Source organism: Variovorax sp. OV329 (genome assembly GCF_900114785.1).
Taxonomy (GTDB): Bacteria; Pseudomonadota; Gammaproteobacteria; order Burkholderiales; family Burkholderiaceae_C; genus Variovorax.
This window is the reverse complement of record NZ_FOUG01000025.1, coordinates 19,778-38,800: the sequence shown is the minus strand read 5'-3', so window position 1 is coordinate 38,800 and position 19,023 is coordinate 19,778. Positions and strand designations below refer to the sequence as shown.

The following is a 19,023-nucleotide window of genomic DNA, read 5'->3' as shown; positions in this document are numbered from 1 at the left end:
ACAAAGAGTTAGGAGGCAGCGGTCCGACTACGGTCGGTTACATGACGATGTGTTCTCAAGGGAGCGTCTTGATGCTGTCTGGTCCTGCAACTGGAGTCCGTGAGAGCTCCCTGCCTGCGGCGGGTCGGCTCAACCTGCTGCTCGATCTCATCCTGCGGATTGGCGACGTGGCCATCTTCGTGGTGGCGGGCGTGCTGGCCTACCTGGTGCGTTTCGGGCATGCGCAGCTGGAGCCCGACTACCTGCATGGCATCAGTCGCGGGGTGCTGTTCGCACTGATCATTCTCAACAGCAGTTCGCTCTATCGCCTCTGGCGCGGCCGCACCATCGCGGCCGAGCTTCTCAAGCTCTCGACGCTCTTCACGCTGCTCTTCTGCTCCATGGCGGTCTACGCGCTGGCCATGCGCGATGGCCACGACACCTCGCGCCTGTGGTGGGCCAACTGGCTCGTCTTCAGCCTGGGCGGCTCGGTGCTGCTGCGCATGGCGGTGCGCGCGCGCCGGGGGCTGGCGCGCCAGATGGACAAGCTCAATTCCGTGGTGGTCGGCGCCAATCCCGAGGCGCAACGCCTCGTCGATGCGATCCAGCAGGACCCCAACTGCGGCATCGAGGTCAACGGCTGGTTCGCCACGCATGCGGACCGCGCCGAGCTCACGGGGGCGCCCATGCTCGGTCGGCTGGACAACCTGGATGGCTACGTGGAGTCGCGCAACGTCGACCTGGTCTGGCTGGCGCTGCCGATGCGGGAGCAGGGCAAGATCTCCTACGCGCTCAACCAGCTCAGGTACTCCACCGCCGACATCAAGCTGGTGCCCGACATGTTCGGACTGCACCTGCTCAACCAGTCGGTGGAGACCGTGGCGGGCCTGCCGGTGATCACGCTGCAGCAGTCACCCCTGCACGGGGCCTCGCGGCTGGTCAAGGCAGCGGAAGACCGGCTCCTGTCGCTGCTGATCCTCACGATGATCTCGCCACTCATGCTGGCCATCGCGGGCGCGGTCAAGCTCAGCTCGCCAGGGCCCGTGTTCTACAGGCAGGAGCGGGTGAGCTGGAACGGCCGGCGCTTTTACATGCTCAAGTTCCGCTCCATGCCGGTGGACGCGGAGCAGGGCACCGGTGCGGTGTGGGCCAAGGCGGGCGAGAACCGGGCCACGCGCGTGGGCGCCTTCCTGCGCAAGACCAGCCTGGACGAGCTGCCGCAGTTCTTCAACGTGCTGTGGGGCGACATGTCAATCGTCGGGCCGCGGCCCGAGCGGCCCGTGTTCGTCGAGCAGTTCAAGCACGAGATCCCCGACTACATGAAGAAGCACATGGTCAAGGCCGGCATCACGGGCTGGGCGCAGGTCAACGGCTGGCGCGGCTCCACCGACCTGGCCAAGCGCATCGAGTGCGACATGTACTACGTCGAGAACTGGTCGCTGAAGTTTGACCTGCAGATCATCGCCCTGACCGTGTTCAAGGGCTTCTCCGACAAGAACGCCTACTGAGAGCGGCACCACGAACATGAAGGTTGCACTGGTTCACTACTGGCTGGTCGGCATGCGCGGGGGCGAGAAGGTCCTGGAGGTGCTCTGCGACCTCTATCCGCAGGCGGACATCTTCACCCTGGTGTGCGACGAGAAGGCCATCTCGGAGAAGATCCGTCGCCATCGCATCACCACCTCCTTCCTGCAGAAGATCGGTGGCGTGCGGCACTACAAGAAGATGCTGCCGCTGATGCCCCATGCGCTGGAGTCCTTCGACCTGACGGGCTACGACCTGATCATCTCGGTGGAGGCCGGCCCGGCCAAGGGCATCATCCCCGGGCCGGGCGCCACGCACATCTGCTACTGCAACTCGCCGATGCGCTACATCTGGGACCTGTACCCCCAGTACCGCGCGTCGGCCGGCCCGCTGGCCCGCGCCGTGCTCTCGCTGACCGCGCCATCGCTGCGCCAGTGGGACGTGAGCACCTCGCACCGGGTCGACCATTTCATCGCCAATTCGGCCTACGTGGCCCAGCGCATCGAGCGCTACTACCGCCGCAGCGCCTACGTGGTGCATCCGCCGGTGAACCTGCCTCGCTTCACTGTCGCGCAGGAGCCGGGTGACTACTACCTGTGCGCGGGGCAGATCACGCCCTACAAGAAGATCGAGATCGCGGTCGAAGCCTGCACTCGCCTGAACCGGCGGCTCGTCGTCATCGGCGCGGGCGCGGGGCCGGCCCTGCGCAAGCTGGCGGGTCCCACCGTCGAGTTCCTGGGCAAGGTGGACGACGCGGTCATGGCGCAACACTTCTCGCACTGCAAGGCGCTGGTCTTCCCGGGCGTGGAGGACTTCGGCATCGTGCCGCTGGAGGTCATGGCCAGCGGCCGGCCGGTGATCGCCTTCGCGCAGGGCGGCGCGCTGGAGACGGTGATGGACGGCAGCACGGGCCTGTTCTTCGAGGAGCAGAGTGCCGATTCGCTCATCGAGGCGATCCAGCGCTTCGAGGCTCATGAAGATGCCTTCCGCCCCGAGGTGATGCAGGCGCATGCACAGAGCTTCGACACCTCCGTGTTCCGGGCCAGGCTTTCCGAACTCATCGAGTCGCTGCTCGCCGTGCGCCGGCGGGCCACAGCCTAGGGCGCAGCCATGGAAGCGATCCCCATCGCCGTCTTCTGGACCTTCGTGCTCGTCACCTTGCTGCAGCGCAAGGAGCAGGCGCTGATGTACCTGTTCTTCGCCTCCATGCCTTTCGGCTCCTTCGCCGCGATCCCGACCGAGGTGACGGGCGGCCTCACGCTGACGCCCACGCCCATCGTCGCCATGCTGCTGATCGCCCGCCGGATGCTGAGCCCGGGCGGCGTGAGGACGGCGGTGGACGCGGCCTTGAAGAGCTCGCAGTTGCTGCCGCTGTTCCTGTTCTGGCTGGTGGCTGCCGTCACCACTGCCTTCGTTCCGCGCCTGCTGGCTGGTGTGATCGAGATCGTGCCGGTGCGCTCGGTCGGCCAGGCCGACACCGCGCTGCTCGCGCCCACCACGCAGAACATCTCGCAGCTGGTGTACGTCAGCATCTCGGTGCTGGCGGTCTTCAGCTTCGCCCACATGCTGCGCGCGGAAGCGATGCAGCGCCACGCCATGCGGGCGCTGTGTCTGGGCGCGGCGCTCACGGTGCTCACCGGCGTGCTCGACCTGGCCTCGCAGTACCTGCCCATCGGGCCCGCGCTGGAACTGTTCCGCACTGCCAGCTACGCGCTGTTGACCGATGTGGAGCTGCTGGATGTCAAGCGCCTGGTTGGCCTGATGCCGGAGGCCTCCTCCTACGGCACGCTGGCACTGGGCTTCCTGGCCTCGCTGTACTTCTTCAGGCGCGCCATGCCGCCCGGCTTCGTGCGCGGGCGGCTGGTGCCGGTGCTGATCGTGATGCTGCTGCTGCTGACCTGGATGTCCACCTCGTCGGCCGCCTACCTGGGCCTGGGGCTGTTCGCGCTGGCGGTGGCGGGCGACTGGTGCTGGCGGATGGCCGTGTCGGGCCGGATCCTGCCCCAGTTGCGCCGCGGCCTGGCCGCCGAGTTCTGGCTGGGTGCCCTGGGTGCCGCCGCGCTGGGCCTGTTCTTCCTGGCCATGCCGCAGGTGCTGGCCTCGATGCGCGAGATCTTCGACCTGATGGTGCTGCAGAAGTCCGCCAGCAGCTCCTACGAGGAGCGCGGCATGTGGACCCAGGTCTCGCTGCATGCATTGATGGCCACGCAGGGCCTGGGGGTCGGACTGGGCAGCACGCGCGCGTCCAACTTCGCCGTGGCGCTGTCCAGCAATGCGGGCCTGATCGCCACCGCCTGCTATGGCGTCTTCCTGCTGCAGAACCTGGTGCTGCGCAAGCCGCCGCAGCAGGACCCGCAGGCGCGCGCGCTGCTGTCGGCCATCCGCTGGTCCTGCCTCCCGCCTTTCTTCACCAGCCTGCTGATCGCCACCACGCCGGACTTCGGCCTTTTCAACGCCTTCCTCTACGGCTTCGCTGTCGCAGTGACGCGGCCCCTGGTCTTCAGGCAGCGCCAGCTGGCGGCGCAGTGGCAGCCATCCGCGGCACTGCCATTCGATCGGGAGGCCCATGCCCGGCACTGAGCGCCCCAGCGTGGCCAGCCGTGCCCTCGGCGCCGGCGCCTGGACGGTCGGCACGCGCCTGGGCACCAAGGCGATCGACCTGGTGCTGCTGCTGTGCCTGGCGCGATTCCTGGGGCCGGCGGAGTTCGGCCTGGTGGCCATGGCGATGGCAGCGGTGCTGATCATCGAGGCCCTGTTCGACCTGCCGATGGCGGCCGCGCTGATCCGTGTGCCCGAGCTCACGCCGGACATGCTGAACACCGCCTTCACGCTGAGCCTGCTGCGCGGGCTGGCCGTGGCGCTGCTGCTGCTGGCCGTGGCCTGGCCGCTGGCCGCCTTCAACCACGAGCCGCGGCTGGTGGCGCTGCTGGCGGTGCTGGCGCTGGCGCCGGCCATGCGCGGCCTGGTCAATCCGCGCATGGTGGAGTTCGCGCGCAACTTCAACTTTCGGCCCGATGCGGTGATGGAGCTCTCGGGCAAGGTGGTGGCGCTGGTGGTGTCGGTCTGCATCGCGGTCGGCACGCAGAGCTACTGGGCCATCGCGGCGGCCACGGTCAGCGCGCCGCTGGTGGCCACGCTGCTGTCCTACGTCATTGCGCCGCTGCAGCCGCGGCTGACGCTGGTGCACTGGTCGCGCTTCTCCGACCTGCTGGGCTGGAACTTCATCTCGCAGCTGTTCGCGGCGCTCAGCTGGCAGATCGACCGCTTGATCCTGCCGCGCTTCACCACCGCCACCGCCTTCGGCCAGTACACCATGGGCAAGCAGCTGGCGGAGATTCCGCTGCAGGTGCTGATGCAGCCGCTGGTGCGCCCGGCGATGCCCGCGCTGGCCTCGGCGAAGGACGATGCGCGCGCCTCGCGCTACCTGAGGCTCGCCCACGCGATCACCGCCGTGATGGCACCGGTGATGGGCCTGGCCGTGCTGTGGCCCGAGGTGCTGGTGCGAGTTGCCCTGGGTGCCAACTGGCTGCCGGCGGCCGAGTGGCTGCGCTGGATCAGCGTGATGGCCCTGTGCTCGCTGCCCGGCCTGCTGCTTTCGCCGCTGGCGATGACGCTGGACCGCACCCGCTGGCTGGCGATGCGCACCATGATCGAGCTGCTGGTGCGCCTGCCGCTGGTCTGGCTGGGGGCCGTGCACTGGGGCATCGCGGGCGCGGTGGCCGGCAGCCTGGTGTCCACCTTCTTCGGCACCGTGGCGGCGCTGTTCGTCGTGCGGCGGCTGATCGGCGCGGGCGTCGGGGCGCAGCTCATGACTTTCTTCAGGCCGATGGCGGCCATGCTGCCCGCGGCCGCGCTGCTGTGGTTCACCGAGCCCGCGCTGATGGCCGCGCGGGGCGTGCCGCAACTTCTTGCGCTGGCCGTGCCGATCGGCCTGGCCAGCGGGCTGGCCTATGCCGCCGCGCTTTTGCTGGCCTGGCAGATCGCCGGCCGCCCCGGCGGTCTCGAGCAGCACCTGGTCGAGTCCATCCGCAACCGCTTCGCCCGGCGGCGCACTGCCGGCGCACGGGTGCATGCCCATACCGCAACCGCGCCGGACGGCGCCATGGAGGCCCATGCCAAACGACCTTCCTGATCTGATGCCCATGGCCGAGGGCGGCGCCGCGCCGGGGCTGGTCATCAACGGCAAGTTCCTCCAGCCGACCACCAGCCGCTCCGGCGTCTACCGGGTGGCACGCGAGATGCTGGTGGCCCTGGACAAGGTTCTCGCCGAGAACCCGGCCCTGGCTGCCGCCATGCCTTGCCGGCTGCTCGTGCCGGGCGGGCTGCCGGAGGCCGCCCTGGGCGAGCTGCGCCTGTCGTGCATCCAGGTGGACCGCCGGCAACGGCGCCGCGAGATGGGGCCCAGGCTCATGCGCCTGACCGGCCTGCTGTGGGAACAGCTGGTGTTGCCGTGGCGCGCGCGCGGCAGCACGCTGGTCAGCCTGTGCAACATCGGGCCGGTGGTCTATCGCAATGCCTTCACCCTGGTGCACGACGCACAGGTCTACAGCTCGCCGGCCTCGTACTCGCGCGCCTTCCGCGCCTGGTACCGGACGGTGCTGCCCCTGCTGGGCAGGAGCAACCGCAGCCTGCTGACCGTGTCGCAGTACTCGCGCAAGCAGCTGGCCCATTTCGGCGTGGCCAATGCCGCGCGCATCCGCGTGATCCACAACGGCGTCGACCATGTGCTGCGGCTCGCGCCGGACCCGGCCAAGGTGCAGTCTGCCGGCCTGGCGGCCCAGCCCTATGTGCTGGCGCTGGCCAACACGCAGCCGCACAAGAACGTGGGGGTGCTGCTCAAGGCTTTCCAGTCGCCCATGCTCAAGGACGTGACGCTGGCGCTGTTCGGGCCGGCCACGCGCGAGGACTTCGAGCGCCAGGGCCACAAGGTGCCGTCCAACGTCAGCTTCCTCGGCTTCGTGAGCGACGAGGAACTGGCCGGACTGCTGCAGCAGGCGGCCGCGCTGGCATTCCCGTCCACCACCGAGGGCTTCGGCCTGCCGCCGCTGGAGGCGATGCTGCGCAACTGCCCGGCCATCGTCGCACCGCGCGGTGCCTTGCCCGAGGTGTGCGGCGACGCGGTGCTGTGGGCCCATCCGCAGGATCCGCAGGAGTGGGCGCAGCAGATCCGCCGCCTGTGCAGCGACGCGCAGCTGCGCGACCAGACGCAGGAGCGGGGCAGGGCGCATGCCGCGCAGTTCACCTGGCGGCGGGCCGCCTGCCGGCTGCTGGAAACCGTGCTGGGCCATTCGCTGGCCGATACCGGCCTGATGCAGGCGCAGCTGGGCGCGGCCGAGCGGCAGCTGCAGCGCGGCGAGCCGCAGGCGGCGCCGGCGCTGCGGCGCGGGCTGAGTTCATGACGACGAAGGGGAGGACTTCATGCGCCTGAAGATCGCCATCGCCATTGCCACTGCCGGCCGTCGCGAGGTGCTGTGCGACACCATCCGCCACCTGGCGCGGCAGACCCGTGCGGCCGAGGAGCTGCTGGTGTGCCCCGCCCGGCCCACCGATATCGACCTCGGATGCCTCGAAGGCTTCCCCTGTCCCACGCGGGTGGTCAGCGGGCCCATCGGGCTGCCGGCGCAGCGCAACGCGCTCATCGCTGCCACCGATGCGGACGTGGTGGTGTTCTTCGACGACGACTTCCTGGCCGCCGACGACTACCTGGTGCAGACCGAGCGCCTGTTCTCCGACCGGCCCGACGTCGTGGTGGCCACCGGGCGGGTCCTCGCCGACGGCATCCTGGGACCGGGCTTCAGCCACGACGAAGGCCTGCGCCTTCTCTCGCTGGCCGGGGAAGATCCGCAGGCGCCCCAGCTCACGCCCACCTTCAACGCCTACGGCTGCAACATGGCCATCCGCCTGGCACCTGCGCGCAGCCACCTCATCCGTTTCGACGAGCGGCTGCCGCTGTATGGCTGGCTGGAGGACGTGGACTATTCGCGGCAGCTCGCGCCATACGGGCGCATCGTGCATTCGACCGCGCTGCGGGGCGTGCACCTGGGCACCAAGCGTTCGGGGCGCAGCCCCGGCAAGCAACTGGGCTACTCGCAGGTTGCCAACCGCATCTACATCATGAGAAAGGGAAACATGTCGCCACTGCAGGCCGTGCACGGCAACCTGAAGAACATTGCCGCCAACCTGGTGCACAGCCTCCGGCCGGAGCCCTGGGTCGACCGGCGAGGGCGCCTGGAAGGCAATGTGATGGCCCTGTGGGACTGGATGCGCGGGCGCGTGGATCCGGAACGCATTCTTCGCTTCTGAGAGAAAAGGACCTGAATGGATGCGCCCATGAAACTCTCGATGGTCATGTCGACCCGCGGCAGGACCGACGAGGTGCTGCACTTCATCGATGCACTGGCGGCGCTGGAGCCAGGCGGCTTCGAGCTGATCATCGTGGACCAGAACCCCGACGGCCGCGTGCGCAAGGCCTGCAGCGCGCTCGAGCCCGGATTCCCGCTCCAGGTCATCGCCAGCCCGATGTCCAAGGGCCTGAGCCGGGGCAGGAACCTGGGACTGGCGAAGGCCAGCGGCGAGATCCTCTGCTTTCCGGACGACGACTGCACCTACCCGCCCGAGCTGATCGCCAAGGTGCTGCAGTGCTTCGAGGCCACCGGCGCCGACATCGTCTGCGGACGGGCGGCGGCGCCCGACGGCCGCTCGATCAACGGCCGCTTCGAAGCGCGCGCCCAGCGGGTCGATCTGCAGAACGTGTTCACCACGCAGATCGAATGGGTGGTGTTCTTCAGGCGGCGGGTGTTCGAGGCGATCGGGGGTTACGACGACGCGATCGGCGTGGGCGCGGACACGCCCTGGCAGTCCTGCGAAGGGCCCGAGCTCACCATCCGCGCCTTGCGCGGCGGCTTCTCGGCCTGGTACGACCCCGAGATATTCGCCCACCATCCCGAACTCGACACGCGCAATCCCGACGACGCCATGAAGGACAAGGGGCGTCGCTACGCCAGGGGCATGGGCCATGTGCTGCGCAAGCACGGCTACGGCTGGGCCTACAAGGCCAGGTACCTGATACGGCCCATCGGCGGCGCGGGCCTGTCGCTGCTCCAGGGCAAGCTGAACCGGGCCGCGTACTACCTGAACGTGGCGCTGGGCCGGGCCGAGGGCTACGCGGGCCGTTGCCTGGGTGGCGGCGCGGCGCGCAAGGCGCGTGCGGTTGTCGAATCCTGAGCGCCGGCCGTGCCGGCCTCCCTCGATGGAATGAATGTAGAAGGAGACAACAACGATGTTCGTCCACATGTCGTATTCGAAGCATGCCAAGGAACTCGCGAGATGGGCCTTCGGCCTGCCGAACTTCTATGCAGCCCGCCTGTTCGGCAAGCGGCCCCGCTTCCTGAAGGTGACGCCAGGCGTGTTCTCGACGCAGCTCATCTACGACCGCGACCACCGGTCCTTCTTCAGCGTCAGGTCCAGGGACGACATCGATGTCTCGGTGGTGCGGCAGATCTTCGTGCAGGAGGACTACGCGGTGGAAAGCCAGGACCATGCCGCCGCGCTGCAGCGCTTCTACGACAGCATCCTCGAGTCGGGCCGCAGGCCCCTGATCATCGACTGCGGCGGCAACACCGGCCTGGCCACCCGGTATTTCGCCGAGACCTACCCGGGCGCGACCGTCGTCTGCGTGGAGCCGGAAGAGAAGAACATGGCCATGGCCAGGCTCAACAACCCCGAGACGGAAGTCAGCTTCCTGCTCGCGGGCATCGGCAACTCCGACGCATGGGCCGACATCGTGGACCCGGGGCGGGGCAACTGGGCCTACCGCACCGAAACCAGCGACACGGGCAAGACGCAGATCATCAGCGTCAATTCCATCCTCGGCGATCCGCAGTACCAGGACTGCACGCCCTTCATCATCAAGATCGACATCGAAGGCTTCGAGGAAAACCTGTTCGAGAAGAACACCGAGTGGCTCGATGCCTTTCCGCTCCTGATCATCGAGCTGCACGACTGGATGCTGCCCAAGCAGGCCACCTCGCACAACTTCCTGCAGGCTATCTCGCAGAAGAACCGCGACTTCATCTACCGCAACGAGAACGTGTTCAGCATCTCGAACACCTTCTCCTGAGCGGGCCGCTGCCGGCTCAGCCCTGGACGGGGCGCGAGATGGATGACTTCAGGTCGGAGTAGCGGTAGCTGCCCATGCGATAGCCGTTGGCGCCGTTGTAGCGGCGGCTGAAGTCCATGCCGTTGAGCAGCACGCCGCTGATGCGCGCGCCGGCCTGGTTCAGGCGCCGGATGCTTTCGTTGAGCTCGCCCAGTTCGCTGTGGTCGGCACGCGCCACCAGCAGCACCACGCCGCATGCCGGGGCGACCGCGGCCGCGTCGGCCGCCACCAGCACCGGGGCCGCGTCGATCACCACCAGGTCATAGCGGGCCGAGAAGTCCTCCAGCGCACGGCTGAAGCTCTCGGATTCCAGCATGTCCGCGGCGAGTTCGGGCAACTCACCGGTGGTGAGCACGTCCAGGTGCGGTCGCACATGCGCATGGATGGCCTGCGCCGCGCTCAGCCGGCCGCCGAGCATCTCGGACAAGCCACCCGTCTGCGGCAGCCCGAAGGCACCCAGAGGCTCGCCCTTGCGGAAGTCGGCGTTGATGAGCAGCACCCGCTTGCCCGACTGCGCCAGCAGCGCGGCGAAGTTGCGCGCGATGAAGCTCTTGCCGATGCCCGGCGTGGCACCGGTGATGAAGATGAGGTTGTTGCTGGCCTCCGCCAGCGCGGGCTTGAGACCCACCCGCAGGGCGCGCAGGGCCTCGATGGCGGCGCTGCGCGGGCTGGCGTCGGCCAGCACCGACGCGGTGGCAGTCTTGTCGCCTTGCCGGTCCAGCACCAGCTGCTCCTCGCTCTGCGGCACCACGGCGTACACGTCCAGGCCGGTGTGGTCCTCGATCTCCTGCGGATTGCGAACGCCCGCCTTGGTGCGCGTGCGCAGGATGGCCAGCCCCGGCCCCACGCAACAGCCCAGCACCAGCGCCAGTGCCAGCACCAGCGACTTCTTGGGCTTGACAGGCACCTTGGACACCATCGCCTTGTCGATCAGGCGCACGTTGCCGATCTTGCCTTCCTTCATCAGCCGCATCTGCAGCGCGTTGTTCTTCATCGACTGGTAGAGCGTGCTGTTGACGCGCACGTCGCGCTCCAGCCGCAGCGCGTCGCGCTGCACGTTGGGCATGCCGGACACCTTGGCGTTGAGCGCATCGAGTTCGCCCTGAACCGCACCGATCTGCTTGTCGAGGGTCTGCATGCGCTGGCTCTGGTCGGTGAAGGTGGGCTCGGATTCCCGCCGCTTCTGCTTGAGCTCCATGAGGATGGTCTGCAGCTCGGCCGTCTTCTTCAGCCACACGGCGGCTTCCTCGTCGAAGTCGACGGTGCCGTTCTTGTTGCGAAAGCGGGCAAAGGCATCTTCGGAGGCCTGCAACTGGCTCTGGAACTGCGGCATCTGCCCGTTGAGGAAGGCCAGGGTTCTTTCGGCCTCGGCCGCGCGGCGCTCCATGTTCTGCCGCACGTACTGCTCGCCGATGGCGTTGAGGGTGCGAGCGAGGCGCTCGCGGTCGGTGTCTTCGAGGCTGACGCCGATCACGTTCGACTGGCGGCCCTGTTCGCCCAGCTGCAACCGTTCCTGCAAGCTCTCGATGGCGCGAAAACGCGAGGCCACGGCCACGGTGTAGTCGGCGCCGGGCTTGCCGGTGAGTTCGCTGATCTGGATGTCCAGCGCACCCTCGGGCAGCGCGTGGCGCAGGGGCTTGCCGACCACGCCTTCAAGTGGTGCATCGAGCAGCTCGTGCCGCACGGTGAAGTGCCCGTCGCCCTTGGCCGTCACGATGAAGGGCTTGCCGTCCTCCAGAGAGTCGGGCACGGTGAAGCGCGCCACGCGGATGCGCTCCGTGCCGGACACGAAGCCGCCCAGGCCGAGAAAGCCCGGCTCCGACAGCTGCCTCGCGCGGCGCGAGAGCCAGCCGCCGATGAGCGGTAGCAGGCGTGGCTTCGCGTCGACCTGGATGTCGGTCTGCTCGGCCGCAGCATTGAGCACCAGGCGCGAGGCCAGCACCTGGATCTCACCGGTGGCCGGTGTCTTTGCATCGAGCAGGCCCGAGGCCTCGTTGAGCGTGCTCTTGCTCTCGGGCGAGAAGTCCTCGATCTGCACCAGGATGTTGGCGCGGTAGACCGGCGTAGCCAAGGCGATGTAGAGCAGGCCAAGGACAAGGGCCACCACGAGGGTGCCTGCGATGAGCCACTTGTGGTCCAGCAGGATGTCCTTGTACACGGCCAGACGTGGCGCCTCTTCCTGTTCGAGCACCACAGGCGCGCTGGCGGGACCGGCGGCGCGCGCCGGGCGCTGTCGCAGGTCGGTCGCGGTTGTCGATGCAATCGGAAATCGGTTCATGGCAAGAGCAGTTGTTGGTGCACGCGCCACGCTGTCATGCGACGGTCATCAGAGATGGCCTGCAGAAACCGTGCCGACATGGCGTGCGCGATGCGTTTGGTAACGCCCTCTTCGATGAGGGACTCCGTGATATCTCCTACCATCCTTCGCATCGGCGCACGTGGCCCATTGCAAGAGCGGTGACGTGATGTTGGCAGTTGCCGCTGCAGCCGCAGTTGCCCTCCAAGGCACTGCACGCAAGGGAGCCCCACGAGTCATGAATCTCGACCTCCACCACGTGTCGCGCCGCCAATTCGTCGCCATGGCGCTTGTCGTGTCCGCGCTGTTGCCGCTTTCAAACTGTGGCGGCGGTACGGACGAAGGCGTGTCGGACATGACCGCGACTTCATCTCGCAGTACGGATACCGTGGCGGGGCTGATCACGCCGGATGTGCAACAGGCTGCTGCTCTTGCAGACGGCGAGCATTGGGGCGCCGCGCCTTCGGCCGCGCTTTCGCGCAATCCGCAGGCGTGGCTGCCGGCCATGTCCGAGGCAGGCATCACTTCGGTGCGCAACTTCCACGCGGTGGCCAATGACGACCAGCTCGCGCCCATCCTCGCGTCCGGCATGTCGGCCGTGGGCATCCTGCAATGGAGCAGCAAGGATCCGCCATTCGCGCTGCCGGTGGATGACCTGGCGGGCTGGCGCAACTACGTCACCCAGGAGGTGCGGCGCCACAAGGGGAAGGTGAAGTACTGGGAGGTCTGGAACGAGCCGCCCAACTTCACCGAGGACAAGTCCCCTCGCTCGTACGCCCAGGTGGTGGCGGCCGCCTACGACGCGGCCAAGGCGGTCGATGCGAGCGTTCAGGTCGGCCTGGCGGCCAAGAGCAATCATGTGAATTGGCTGGCCGAGACCATCGAGGCGGGAGCAGCGGACAAGTTTGATTTCGTCACATTGCATCCCTATGAAGTGGCTGACCTGCTGCCTGAAGGTTGGGAAGGGCAGTTCATGTCCATCGTGCCGCGCGTGCGCAGCATGCTCAGGGCGCGCAACCCCGCCAGGGCGGGCGTGCCGGTGTGGTTCACCGAGATCGGCGCTTCCGCGGCGGCGCCGCCGCCTGGCCGGATTGGTGGCGGCGCGGCCGGGCAGGCGGACTCGCTGGCGAAGATCTACACCATGGCCTTTGCCCAGGGCGTGTCGCGTGTGTACTGGTTCGACCCGCGCGACAGCGAAGGCCTGAGCATGGGCCTGACCACGGCCGACGGCGCGAAGCGGCCTGCGTGGTTCGCCATGCGCAGCATGACGACGCATCTGGGGCCGCGGCCGAGCTTTGCCGGCTGGCTGCAGCCCGGCAATGCGTGGTACGGCTTCGTCTTCCTCGGTCCGCAGGGCGTGGTGCTGTCGGCATGGGCGCGGCCCGGGCAATCGGCCACGCTGTCCTTGCCTTCCGAGGTGCAGAAGGTGGACCCTCGCACCGGCGCAGCCACCACCACGCGCACGCCGACCCTGGGCGCCGCGCCGTCGATCCTGGTCGCACCGGCGGGCTCGGCCACCGCACTCCAATGGCTGACCGAAGCCACGGCGAACCTGCGCAAGCCCTTCCCGTGGAACGGCGACCACAGTGCATCGACCTCGGTGCAGCTCACGGCCGGCGAGCGGCCCGACGGCGTCTTCATCGTTCATCCGCCGGCGGTGACCGTGGCCGACGGGCAGGCGGAATTCGACGTCGAAGGCAGCATCGGCGCCTGCTTCGCGGTGGACCCGGTCTTCATGAGCTATGCCTATGCCGCCCGGCCGGTGCACATCACGGCGCAGCTGCGCGGCCACGGCAGCGGCGACCCAGGCTTCACGCTCGTCTACGAGTCGGGCGCGCCGATCGCAGCCACCGACGGCAACAACCTGAAGGCGGTGGACAGCGGCTGGTTCCGCATTCGCGGCACCTCGCTGCGAGAAAAGACCTGGACCTTGCCGGACGCGCGCTTCGTGGGCCTGTACGGCTACAACTTCTGCTTCTATGCACCCACGCCGGACAACGCGCGCTTCAGCATCCGGCAGGTGACGGTGCGGCGCTGAAAGCGTGGCCGGGGCAGGCCTACTTGGCCTTGATGTTGTTGTCCTTCAAGGGGCAACCGCCGTCGGCGCTGGCATTGGCGGGCGGTTCTTGCGATACGAGTTCTTCAATGCGATCTTCCCGTGCCTGAAGGTGAAGAGGTCGCAGCCGTGCACCTCGACCCGGCTGCCGTCCCGCCGCGTGCCGGTGAACGTCCATTCCGACACACCTCGGTCTCCAAGGGCGAAGTGACGCGCTTCGCCCCAGTGCGCATCGGGGAACTGGGTCCAGACGTCGACGAAGGCGGCCCGCACCGCCGCGGCACCCTCTGCACGTGTGCCCCACGCATCCGGGCCGGCGGAGGCCTCGAAGGCGCAGTCCGGCGTCATGAAGCGCATCAGCGCGTCGGCGTCGTGGGCATTGAAGGCGTCCGCAAAGGCTTGCAGGAATTCCGGGGTGACTTGGGCGTCGGACATCGGGGACTCCTTTTCGAAGTGGAAGAGGCTCGGCACGCCATCGTGCCCGTGAGCAATCTAGGTCAAGGCATCGAAAGCTGCAATTGCGCCAGCAGCGTCGCTCCAAGCCCGCGCCGGCCGGGCGCGTCGTCTGACAGATGCCAGGCGATGGAGCTTCTAGGCTGGAGCTTCGACGCAAGTTTCGCAAGGACGCCATGCGAGCCAACGAACCCCAGAGAAAGCCGTGGGTACTGCAGCCGGGCGATGTGCCCCCGCCCGAGCCGGTGCCGCCCATGCCTGGAACCGACGTCCCAGGCATCGAGTTGCCGGATGAGCCCCAGGTCCCGCCGCAGCCGCTGCCACACCATCCTGATGTGGAGGATCCGCCCGCCCATCCCAACATCCCGGTGCGCGAGCCACCCGGCACACCCGCACCGGCGCAGGCGGGCGCGGGCTAGCCCTTCGGGCCCGTGAAGAAGGCCGCCACCACGGCGGCGGCCTGCGCGTGCGTGGCGTCGAGCACCGCTGGCGGCTGCGTCGAGCCATTCAGGTAGACCGCCAGCACGATGGGCGCGCGGCCCGGCGCCCAGGTGACGGCCACGTCGTTCGCGGCGCCGTTGGCGCCCGTGCCGGTCTTGTCGCCGGTGCGCCAGTCCTTGGGCAGGCCCGCGCGCAGCCTGGCCATGCCGGTGCTCGCGCCCTCCAGCCATGATTTCAGCTGCGTCCGAGAGGGGCCCGACAACACGTCGCCGGTAAGCAAGCGAGCGGTGGTGCGCGCCATCGCGGCGGGGGTGGTGGTGTCTCGCAGGTCGCCCGGCAGGTTGGTGTTGAGGGTCGGCTCGGTGCGGTCCAACCGCGTCACGCCGTCGCCGCAGCGCTCGCGCACGAAGGTGGTCAGGCCCTCGGGCCCGCCCACCAGCGGGAGCAGCAGGTTCGCGGCGGCGTTGTCGCTCACCTGCACCGTGGCCTCGCAGGCCTCGCGCGCCGTGATGAAGCCGGCCTGCAGATGCTTGGACGTGATGGGCGAATGCGCGATGAGGTCCGTCTTGCGCACGGGCAAGCGCTCGTCGAGCACACCCGCCGCCTGGTCGTTGCGATGCAGAACCGCAGCCGCCAGCAGCAGCTTGAAGGTGGAGGCCATGGCGAAGCGCTCCTCGCCGCGGTGGCTCAGCGTGCGGCCGCTGCCGGTGTCCATGGCATGCAGTCCCAGGCTGCCGCCGCTGCGGCGCTCGATCTCGGCCAGGGCCGCGGCGGCCTGCGCTTCAGTACCGGCGCGCCGCGCGGACACATCGGTGGCCCAGGCCGCGCTGGCGGAGCACATGGCGGTGAGCAGCAACCCGCGGCGCGAGAGCATGGGTGTGTCGAAAGCGGGGCGATTGTTCTTCATCATGGTGTCGTGGAGTCTTCCGGTGATTGGGCTGGCGAATGGCTCGCCTGGCTGGCACTATCCGGGCGCCGCGCGGCCGGTGCAAGGCGCGAGAATGCAACTTTCGTCACCGTCATCACGAACATAACAAGCTGCTGCCATGTCCCGATCCGACACCATCGAAGTTCAGCTCCAGCGGCCCTTCTCCGTGGGCGGCACGCCGGTCGGCAGGGTGTGCGCGTGGCTGCTCGCGGCCATCGCCTGGCGCTCGCGCGAAGGCGGGCAGGGCAGCGGCCTGGTCAGCGCGCACGAAGTGGCGGCGCAACTCCAGTCGCCTTCGGCGCTGCCGATGGCGCTCACGCGCCTCTTCGCCAGCCTGCAGCCGCTGGACCTGGCGCTGGGCTGGGGCAGCGACCCCGACGCGCATCCCGGAACGCTGGCACTGCGCGGCCGCTCGCGCGGCCCCTTCTGGCTGGACGCGGCGTGCCTCGCACGCCTGCGCTTTCGCATGGGGGAGCAGGATGCCACGCCTGCCGATCTGGAGCGCTTCGTCGGCCTGGCCCGGGCGCAGCGCGCCGGGTCGGCGGCAGCCGAGATCCCGCACCCGGGCGTGCCCGACGACCTCGACCGCTGGTATGCGCTGCTCGACGCGCGCCAGCGCAGCGAGGAGGAGGGCGGCGCCCGCCATGCGCGCTCCATGCAGTCGCTGGCCGAGCTTCGCCTGGCGCCGCACGAGCGGCTGGCGCGGGCCTGGAGCCGCTTCTATGCCGCCCGCAGTGGGCGCCGCGCCGGCGACGTCGAGGCCGCGCGCCGCGGCCTGCGCACGCTCGTGCGCGAGATGGGCGCGCACCCCGCCGACCCGCGTGAGCAGGTGGCGCTGGCGCTGGCCCGCATCGGTCTCGTGTGGTGCGACCACCAGTCGCGCCGGCTGGCGCGCGCCGAAGCTGGCCTGCGCGCACTGAGCCTGGAGGCGCAGCGCCCCGGCGGCGCCGTGTGGCGCGTGAACTCGCGCATCGCCTGCGAGTTCCACAACCTGCGCGCCCTGGTGATGCGTGCGCGCCTGGTGGAAGGCGCCGTGCCCGTATCGGCGCGGCCCGAGGCGGTGCGGGGCGTCCTGGCGGATTTGCGCGAGGCCCTCATCTGCGCCACCGAGAGCGACGCCTTCACGCTGCTCGAGAGCGTGGCCGCCAACCTGGGCTACACGCTGTGGCTGCTCGAGGCCTGGCTACCGCCCGAGGTCGCGCGGCAGGGCACGCGCCTGGAGGCCATCCGCTGGATCCTGCTGGGCGAATGGCTGTGCCAGCGCCACGGCCTGGCGGCGGGCTCGCCGTGGAACCTCATCAACGTCTGCCGGGTGGCACGGGGTGCCGGGCAGACGCCGGACGCGGATAGCGCGCCCGCCCTGGCGCTGGCGCGCGTGCGCGAGAAGGTGGGCGTCACCGCCGCGCTGCTGGGGCCGCCCGGGCAGGTGCGCGACTGGATCGACCTGAGCGCGATGCTGGCCGAAAGCGCACTCGCGGCGCGGACCGAATACACGCCGGCGCAGCAGGCCGCGGCCCTGGTCGAGCATGGCTGGCAACTGGCGGGCGCCGCGCGCCGTGCCGATTTCGCGCGCTGCCGCGAGCAGGCGCTGAGGCGCCTGCCCGGCCTGGTTGCCATGGACCAGCGCTTCTTCCGCCGCGAACTGGAACGCGCGGCGGCGCTGGCCGAAGGCGCCTGATCGAACTCAGTTGGCCGTGTAGCCGCCGTCCACCGGCAGGATGGTGCCGGTGACGTAGCGCGCCTGCGGCGAGGCCAGGAACACCACCGGCCCCGCGATGTCCTCGGGCTGCGCCACGCGCTTGAGCAGGGTGCGCTCGACCATGTTGCCCAGGCGCTGTGCATCGTTGGCGATGTGGTCGGTCAGCGGCGTCATCACCAGGCCGGGGGCCACCGCGTTGACGCGAACGCCGTGCGGGCCCAGGTCGCGCGCCAGGAACTTCGTGAGCTGGCCCACCGCGCCCTTGGAGGCGCCATAGGCGATGTGGGCGCGGGTTGCCACCAGCGTGGTGATGGATGCAATGTTCACCACCGCGCCGCGCGTGTGCTTCAGGTCCTCGCTGCAGGCGGTGGTGAGGTTGACCACGCCCTTGACGTTGACCGCCATCACGCGGTCGATGTCCTCGGCCAGGCCGCTGGATTCCACCGTCGGGCTGCGGCCGGGGATGCCGGCGTTGTTCACCAGCACGCCCACCGGACCCCAGTGCTCGCGCAGGTCCGCGACCACGGCTTCGCACTGCGCCGTGTCGCGCACGTCCAGCGCATAGGCGCGGCAGCGCCCGGGCCCCAGGCCGGTCTCGCGCGCGGCCGCCTCGGCCTTGTCCTGCTGCACGTCGGTGATGGCCACGCGGCAACCCGCTTGCAGCAGGGCGACCGCGATCGCCTTGCCGATGCCCTGGCTCGCGCCGCTGACCAGGGCCACCGTGTCGTCTTCGAATCGCTGTGTCGTCACGCCTTGCGTCTCCTTCTTGCGCCACTCTAGGGCGAGGGTGGCGCGCCGGTCGGCGTGCTGCGCAAAGCTGCTTTGCAGCGAAGAAGTGCGGCGCCTATTCGGCGCTCTCGGCGTCCTGCGGAGTTTCCTTGTCGATGCGCTGCATGTTCTCCAGCATCTTCAGCAGGTAGTGCAGTGTGTGCGTCAGGTCGTTGACCGAGAAGTCGCCCAGCACGTCTTCGTAATAGTTGCGGATCTTCGGCTGCGCCAGGACCTGCCACACATGCTGGCCCGAGTCGGTCATGGTCACCAGCCGCGAGCGTCGGTCGCGCTCGTCGGGCTCGATCTTCACGTGACCGTCGCGCTCCATGCGGCTGATCAGGCCCGACAGGTTCTGCCGGCTCACCATCAGGTAGCGCGCCAGGTCGCCCATGCTCATGCCCGGCTTCACGCTCTCGCGCGACAGCGCGCCCAGCACCGCCCACTGCTGCGTGGTGAGACCTTCCTCTTCCACCGCACGCGAGCCTGTTTTATGCAACATGTTGGCGCATTGGTAGAGCCGAAAGAAGAGCCGGTTGGCCAGCTCCATTCGTGTTTCTGTCGTCTTCCTGCTAGGGTTTTCCATGGGATTTCCGGTGTGGAGAAGGGCTTGCCAAGCAGCAGCCCGCGTCCTAATATTACGTCAACATGTTTACCCGATTGCGCCGATGCCTTGCCGGACTTCCTGGGTACTTGTTCGAAACGATAGCAAGGCAGTTCC

The 19,023-nt window shown here is 68.8% G+C and carries 16 protein-coding genes; 11 read left to right on the top strand and 5 right to left on the bottom strand.

Annotation, left to right across the window (positions count from 1 at the left end; translation table 11 throughout):
* The first annotated feature begins 71 nt into the window (after window positions 1-71).
* From BM345_RS27300 to BM345_RS27265, 8 genes are all read left to right on the top strand, one after another.
* Window positions 72-1,487 (top strand): undecaprenyl-phosphate glucose phosphotransferase, encoded by a 1,416-nt coding sequence (locus tag BM345_RS27300; protein ID WP_093386349.1) that lies wholly within the window; start codon window positions 72-74, stop codon window positions 1,485-1,487.
* A gap of 16 nt (window positions 1,488-1,503) precedes the next feature.
* Window positions 1,504-2,604, top strand: coding sequence for a glycosyltransferase (locus tag BM345_RS27295; RefSeq protein ID WP_093386346.1), 1,101 nt, complete (start codon window positions 1,504-1,506; stop codon window positions 2,602-2,604).
* 9 nt (window positions 2,605-2,613) lie between these two features.
* Window positions 2,614-4,083: a hypothetical protein gene (locus BM345_RS27290; RefSeq protein ID WP_093386344.1), complete on the top strand. Its 1,470-nt coding sequence runs from the start codon at window positions 2,614-2,616 to the stop codon at window positions 4,081-4,083.
* Window positions 4,070-5,635 (top strand): oligosaccharide flippase family protein, encoded by a 1,566-nt coding sequence (locus BM345_RS27285; protein ID WP_093386341.1) that lies wholly within the window; start codon window positions 4,070-4,072, stop codon window positions 5,633-5,635. Before BM345_RS27290 ends, BM345_RS27285 begins: the two co-directional genes overlap by 14 nt.
* Window positions 5,616-6,902, top strand: coding sequence for a glycosyltransferase family 4 protein (locus tag BM345_RS27280; protein ID WP_175545172.1), 1,287 nt, complete (start codon window positions 5,616-5,618; stop codon window positions 6,900-6,902). Before BM345_RS27285 ends, BM345_RS27280 begins: the two co-directional genes overlap by 20 nt.
* A gap of 19 nt (window positions 6,903-6,921) precedes the next feature.
* The gene (locus BM345_RS27275) at window positions 6,922-7,806 is read left to right on the top strand and encodes a glycosyltransferase family 2 protein (RefSeq protein WP_093386336.1); all 885 of its coding nucleotides are present in this window, start codon (window positions 6,922-6,924) and stop codon (window positions 7,804-7,806) included.
* Between the two features lie 27 nt (window positions 7,807-7,833).
* On the top strand, window positions 7,834-8,727 hold the full coding sequence (locus tag BM345_RS27270) for a glycosyltransferase family 2 protein (protein ID WP_175545171.1): 894 nt from the start codon (window positions 7,834-7,836) through the stop codon (window positions 8,725-8,727).
* Between the two features lie 67 nt (window positions 8,728-8,794).
* Window positions 8,795-9,622 (top strand): FkbM family methyltransferase, encoded by an 828-nt coding sequence (locus BM345_RS27265; RefSeq protein WP_175545170.1) that lies wholly within the window; start codon window positions 8,795-8,797, stop codon window positions 9,620-9,622.
* A 16-nt stretch (window positions 9,623-9,638) separates the two neighbouring features.
* Here the strand turns inward: BM345_RS27265 and BM345_RS27260 are convergent, their stop codons facing one another.
* On the bottom strand, window positions 9,639-11,939 hold the full coding sequence (locus BM345_RS27260) for a polysaccharide biosynthesis tyrosine autokinase (protein WP_093386328.1): 2,301 nt from the start codon (window positions 11,937-11,939) through the stop codon (window positions 9,639-9,641).
* Window positions 11,940-12,195: 256 nt separating this feature from the next.
* Here BM345_RS27260 and BM345_RS27255 point away from each other — a divergent pair, with 256 nt between their 5' ends.
* Window positions 12,196-13,995 (top strand): hypothetical protein, encoded by a 1,800-nt coding sequence (locus BM345_RS27255; protein WP_093386326.1) that lies wholly within the window; start codon window positions 12,196-12,198, stop codon window positions 13,993-13,995.
* 45 nt (window positions 13,996-14,040) lie between these two features.
* Here the strand turns inward: BM345_RS27255 and BM345_RS27250 are convergent, their stop codons facing one another.
* On the bottom strand, window positions 14,041-14,448 hold the full coding sequence (locus BM345_RS27250; protein WP_093386323.1) for a nuclear transport factor 2 family protein: 408 nt from the start codon (window positions 14,446-14,448) through the stop codon (window positions 14,041-14,043).
* A gap of 194 nt (window positions 14,449-14,642) precedes the next feature.
* Here BM345_RS27250 and BM345_RS29915 point away from each other — a divergent pair, with 194 nt between their 5' ends.
* On the top strand, window positions 14,643-14,885 hold the full coding sequence (locus BM345_RS29915; RefSeq protein ID WP_139237634.1) for a hypothetical protein: 243 nt from the start codon (window positions 14,643-14,645) through the stop codon (window positions 14,883-14,885).
* Here the strand turns inward: BM345_RS29915 and bla are convergent.
* Window positions 14,882-15,814: a class A beta-lactamase gene (gene bla / locus BM345_RS27240; protein WP_175545169.1), complete on the bottom strand. Its 933-nt coding sequence runs from the start codon at window positions 15,812-15,814 to the stop codon at window positions 14,882-14,884. The two genes, BM345_RS29915 and bla, sit on opposite strands and share 4 nt — an antisense overlap.
* A 139-nt stretch (window positions 15,815-15,953) precedes the next feature.
* On the opposite strand from bla, the gene BM345_RS27235 reads away from it, so the two are divergent.
* Entirely contained in the window at window positions 15,954-17,513 is a 1,560-nt protein-coding gene (locus BM345_RS27235; RefSeq protein ID WP_093386316.1) for a hypothetical protein, read from the top strand.
* Between the two features lie 6 nt (window positions 17,514-17,519).
* Here BM345_RS27235 and BM345_RS27230 read toward each other — a convergent pair whose 3' ends face one another.
* Window positions 17,520-18,284: an SDR family NAD(P)-dependent oxidoreductase gene (locus tag BM345_RS27230; protein WP_175545168.1), complete on the bottom strand. Its 765-nt coding sequence runs from the start codon at window positions 18,282-18,284 to the stop codon at window positions 17,520-17,522.
* A 94-nt stretch (window positions 18,285-18,378) separates the two neighbouring features.
* Complete coding sequence (locus tag BM345_RS27225; protein WP_093386311.1) at window positions 18,379-18,888, bottom strand: MarR family winged helix-turn-helix transcriptional regulator; 510 nt, start codon at window positions 18,886-18,888, stop codon at window positions 18,379-18,381.
* Window positions 18,889-19,023 lie beyond the last annotated feature (135 nt).

What these genes read in the sequence shown, in the direction of transcription:
- BM345_RS27265 (WP_175545170.1), top strand. Translation starts at nt 8,795, where the DNA reads ATGTCGTATTCGAAGCATGCCAAGGAACTCGCGAGATGGGCCTTCGGC.
- BM345_RS27295 (WP_093386346.1), top strand. Translation starts at nt 1,504, where the DNA reads ATGAAGGTTGCACTGGTTCACTACTGGCTGGTCGGCATGCGCGGGGGC.
- BM345_RS29915 (WP_139237634.1), top strand. Translation starts at nt 14,643, where the DNA reads ATGCGAGCCAACGAACCCCAGAGAAAGCCGTGGGTACTGCAGCCGGGC.
- BM345_RS27300 (WP_093386349.1), top strand. Translation starts at nt 72, where the DNA reads ATGCTGTCTGGTCCTGCAACTGGAGTCCGTGAGAGCTCCCTGCCTGCG.
- BM345_RS27290 (WP_093386344.1), top strand. Translation starts at nt 2,614, where the DNA reads ATGGAAGCGATCCCCATCGCCGTCTTCTGGACCTTCGTGCTCGTCACC.
- bla (WP_175545169.1), bottom strand. Translation starts at nt 15,814, where the DNA reads ATGAAGAACAATCGCCCCGCTTTCGACACACCCATGCTCTCGCGCCGC.
- BM345_RS27250 (WP_093386323.1), bottom strand. Translation starts at nt 14,448, where the DNA reads ATGTCCGACGCCCAAGTCACCCCGGAATTCCTGCAAGCCTTTGCGGAC.
- BM345_RS27225 (WP_093386311.1), bottom strand. Translation starts at nt 18,888, where the DNA reads ATGGAAAACCCTAGCAGGAAGACGACAGAAACACGAATGGAGCTGGCC.
- BM345_RS27260 (WP_093386328.1), bottom strand. Translation starts at nt 11,939, where the DNA reads ATGAACCGATTTCCGATTGCATCGACAACCGCGACCGACCTGCGACAG.
- BM345_RS27285 (WP_093386341.1), top strand. Translation starts at nt 4,070, where the DNA reads ATGCCCGGCACTGAGCGCCCCAGCGTGGCCAGCCGTGCCCTCGGCGCC.
- BM345_RS27235 (WP_093386316.1), top strand. Translation starts at nt 15,954, where the DNA reads ATGTCCCGATCCGACACCATCGAAGTTCAGCTCCAGCGGCCCTTCTCC.
- BM345_RS27255 (WP_093386326.1), top strand. Translation starts at nt 12,196, where the DNA reads ATGAATCTCGACCTCCACCACGTGTCGCGCCGCCAATTCGTCGCCATG.
- BM345_RS27270 (WP_175545171.1), top strand. Translation starts at nt 7,834, where the DNA reads ATGAAACTCTCGATGGTCATGTCGACCCGCGGCAGGACCGACGAGGTG.
- BM345_RS27280 (WP_175545172.1), top strand. Translation starts at nt 5,616, where the DNA reads ATGCCAAACGACCTTCCTGATCTGATGCCCATGGCCGAGGGCGGCGCC.
- BM345_RS27275 (WP_093386336.1), top strand. Translation starts at nt 6,922, where the DNA reads ATGCGCCTGAAGATCGCCATCGCCATTGCCACTGCCGGCCGTCGCGAG.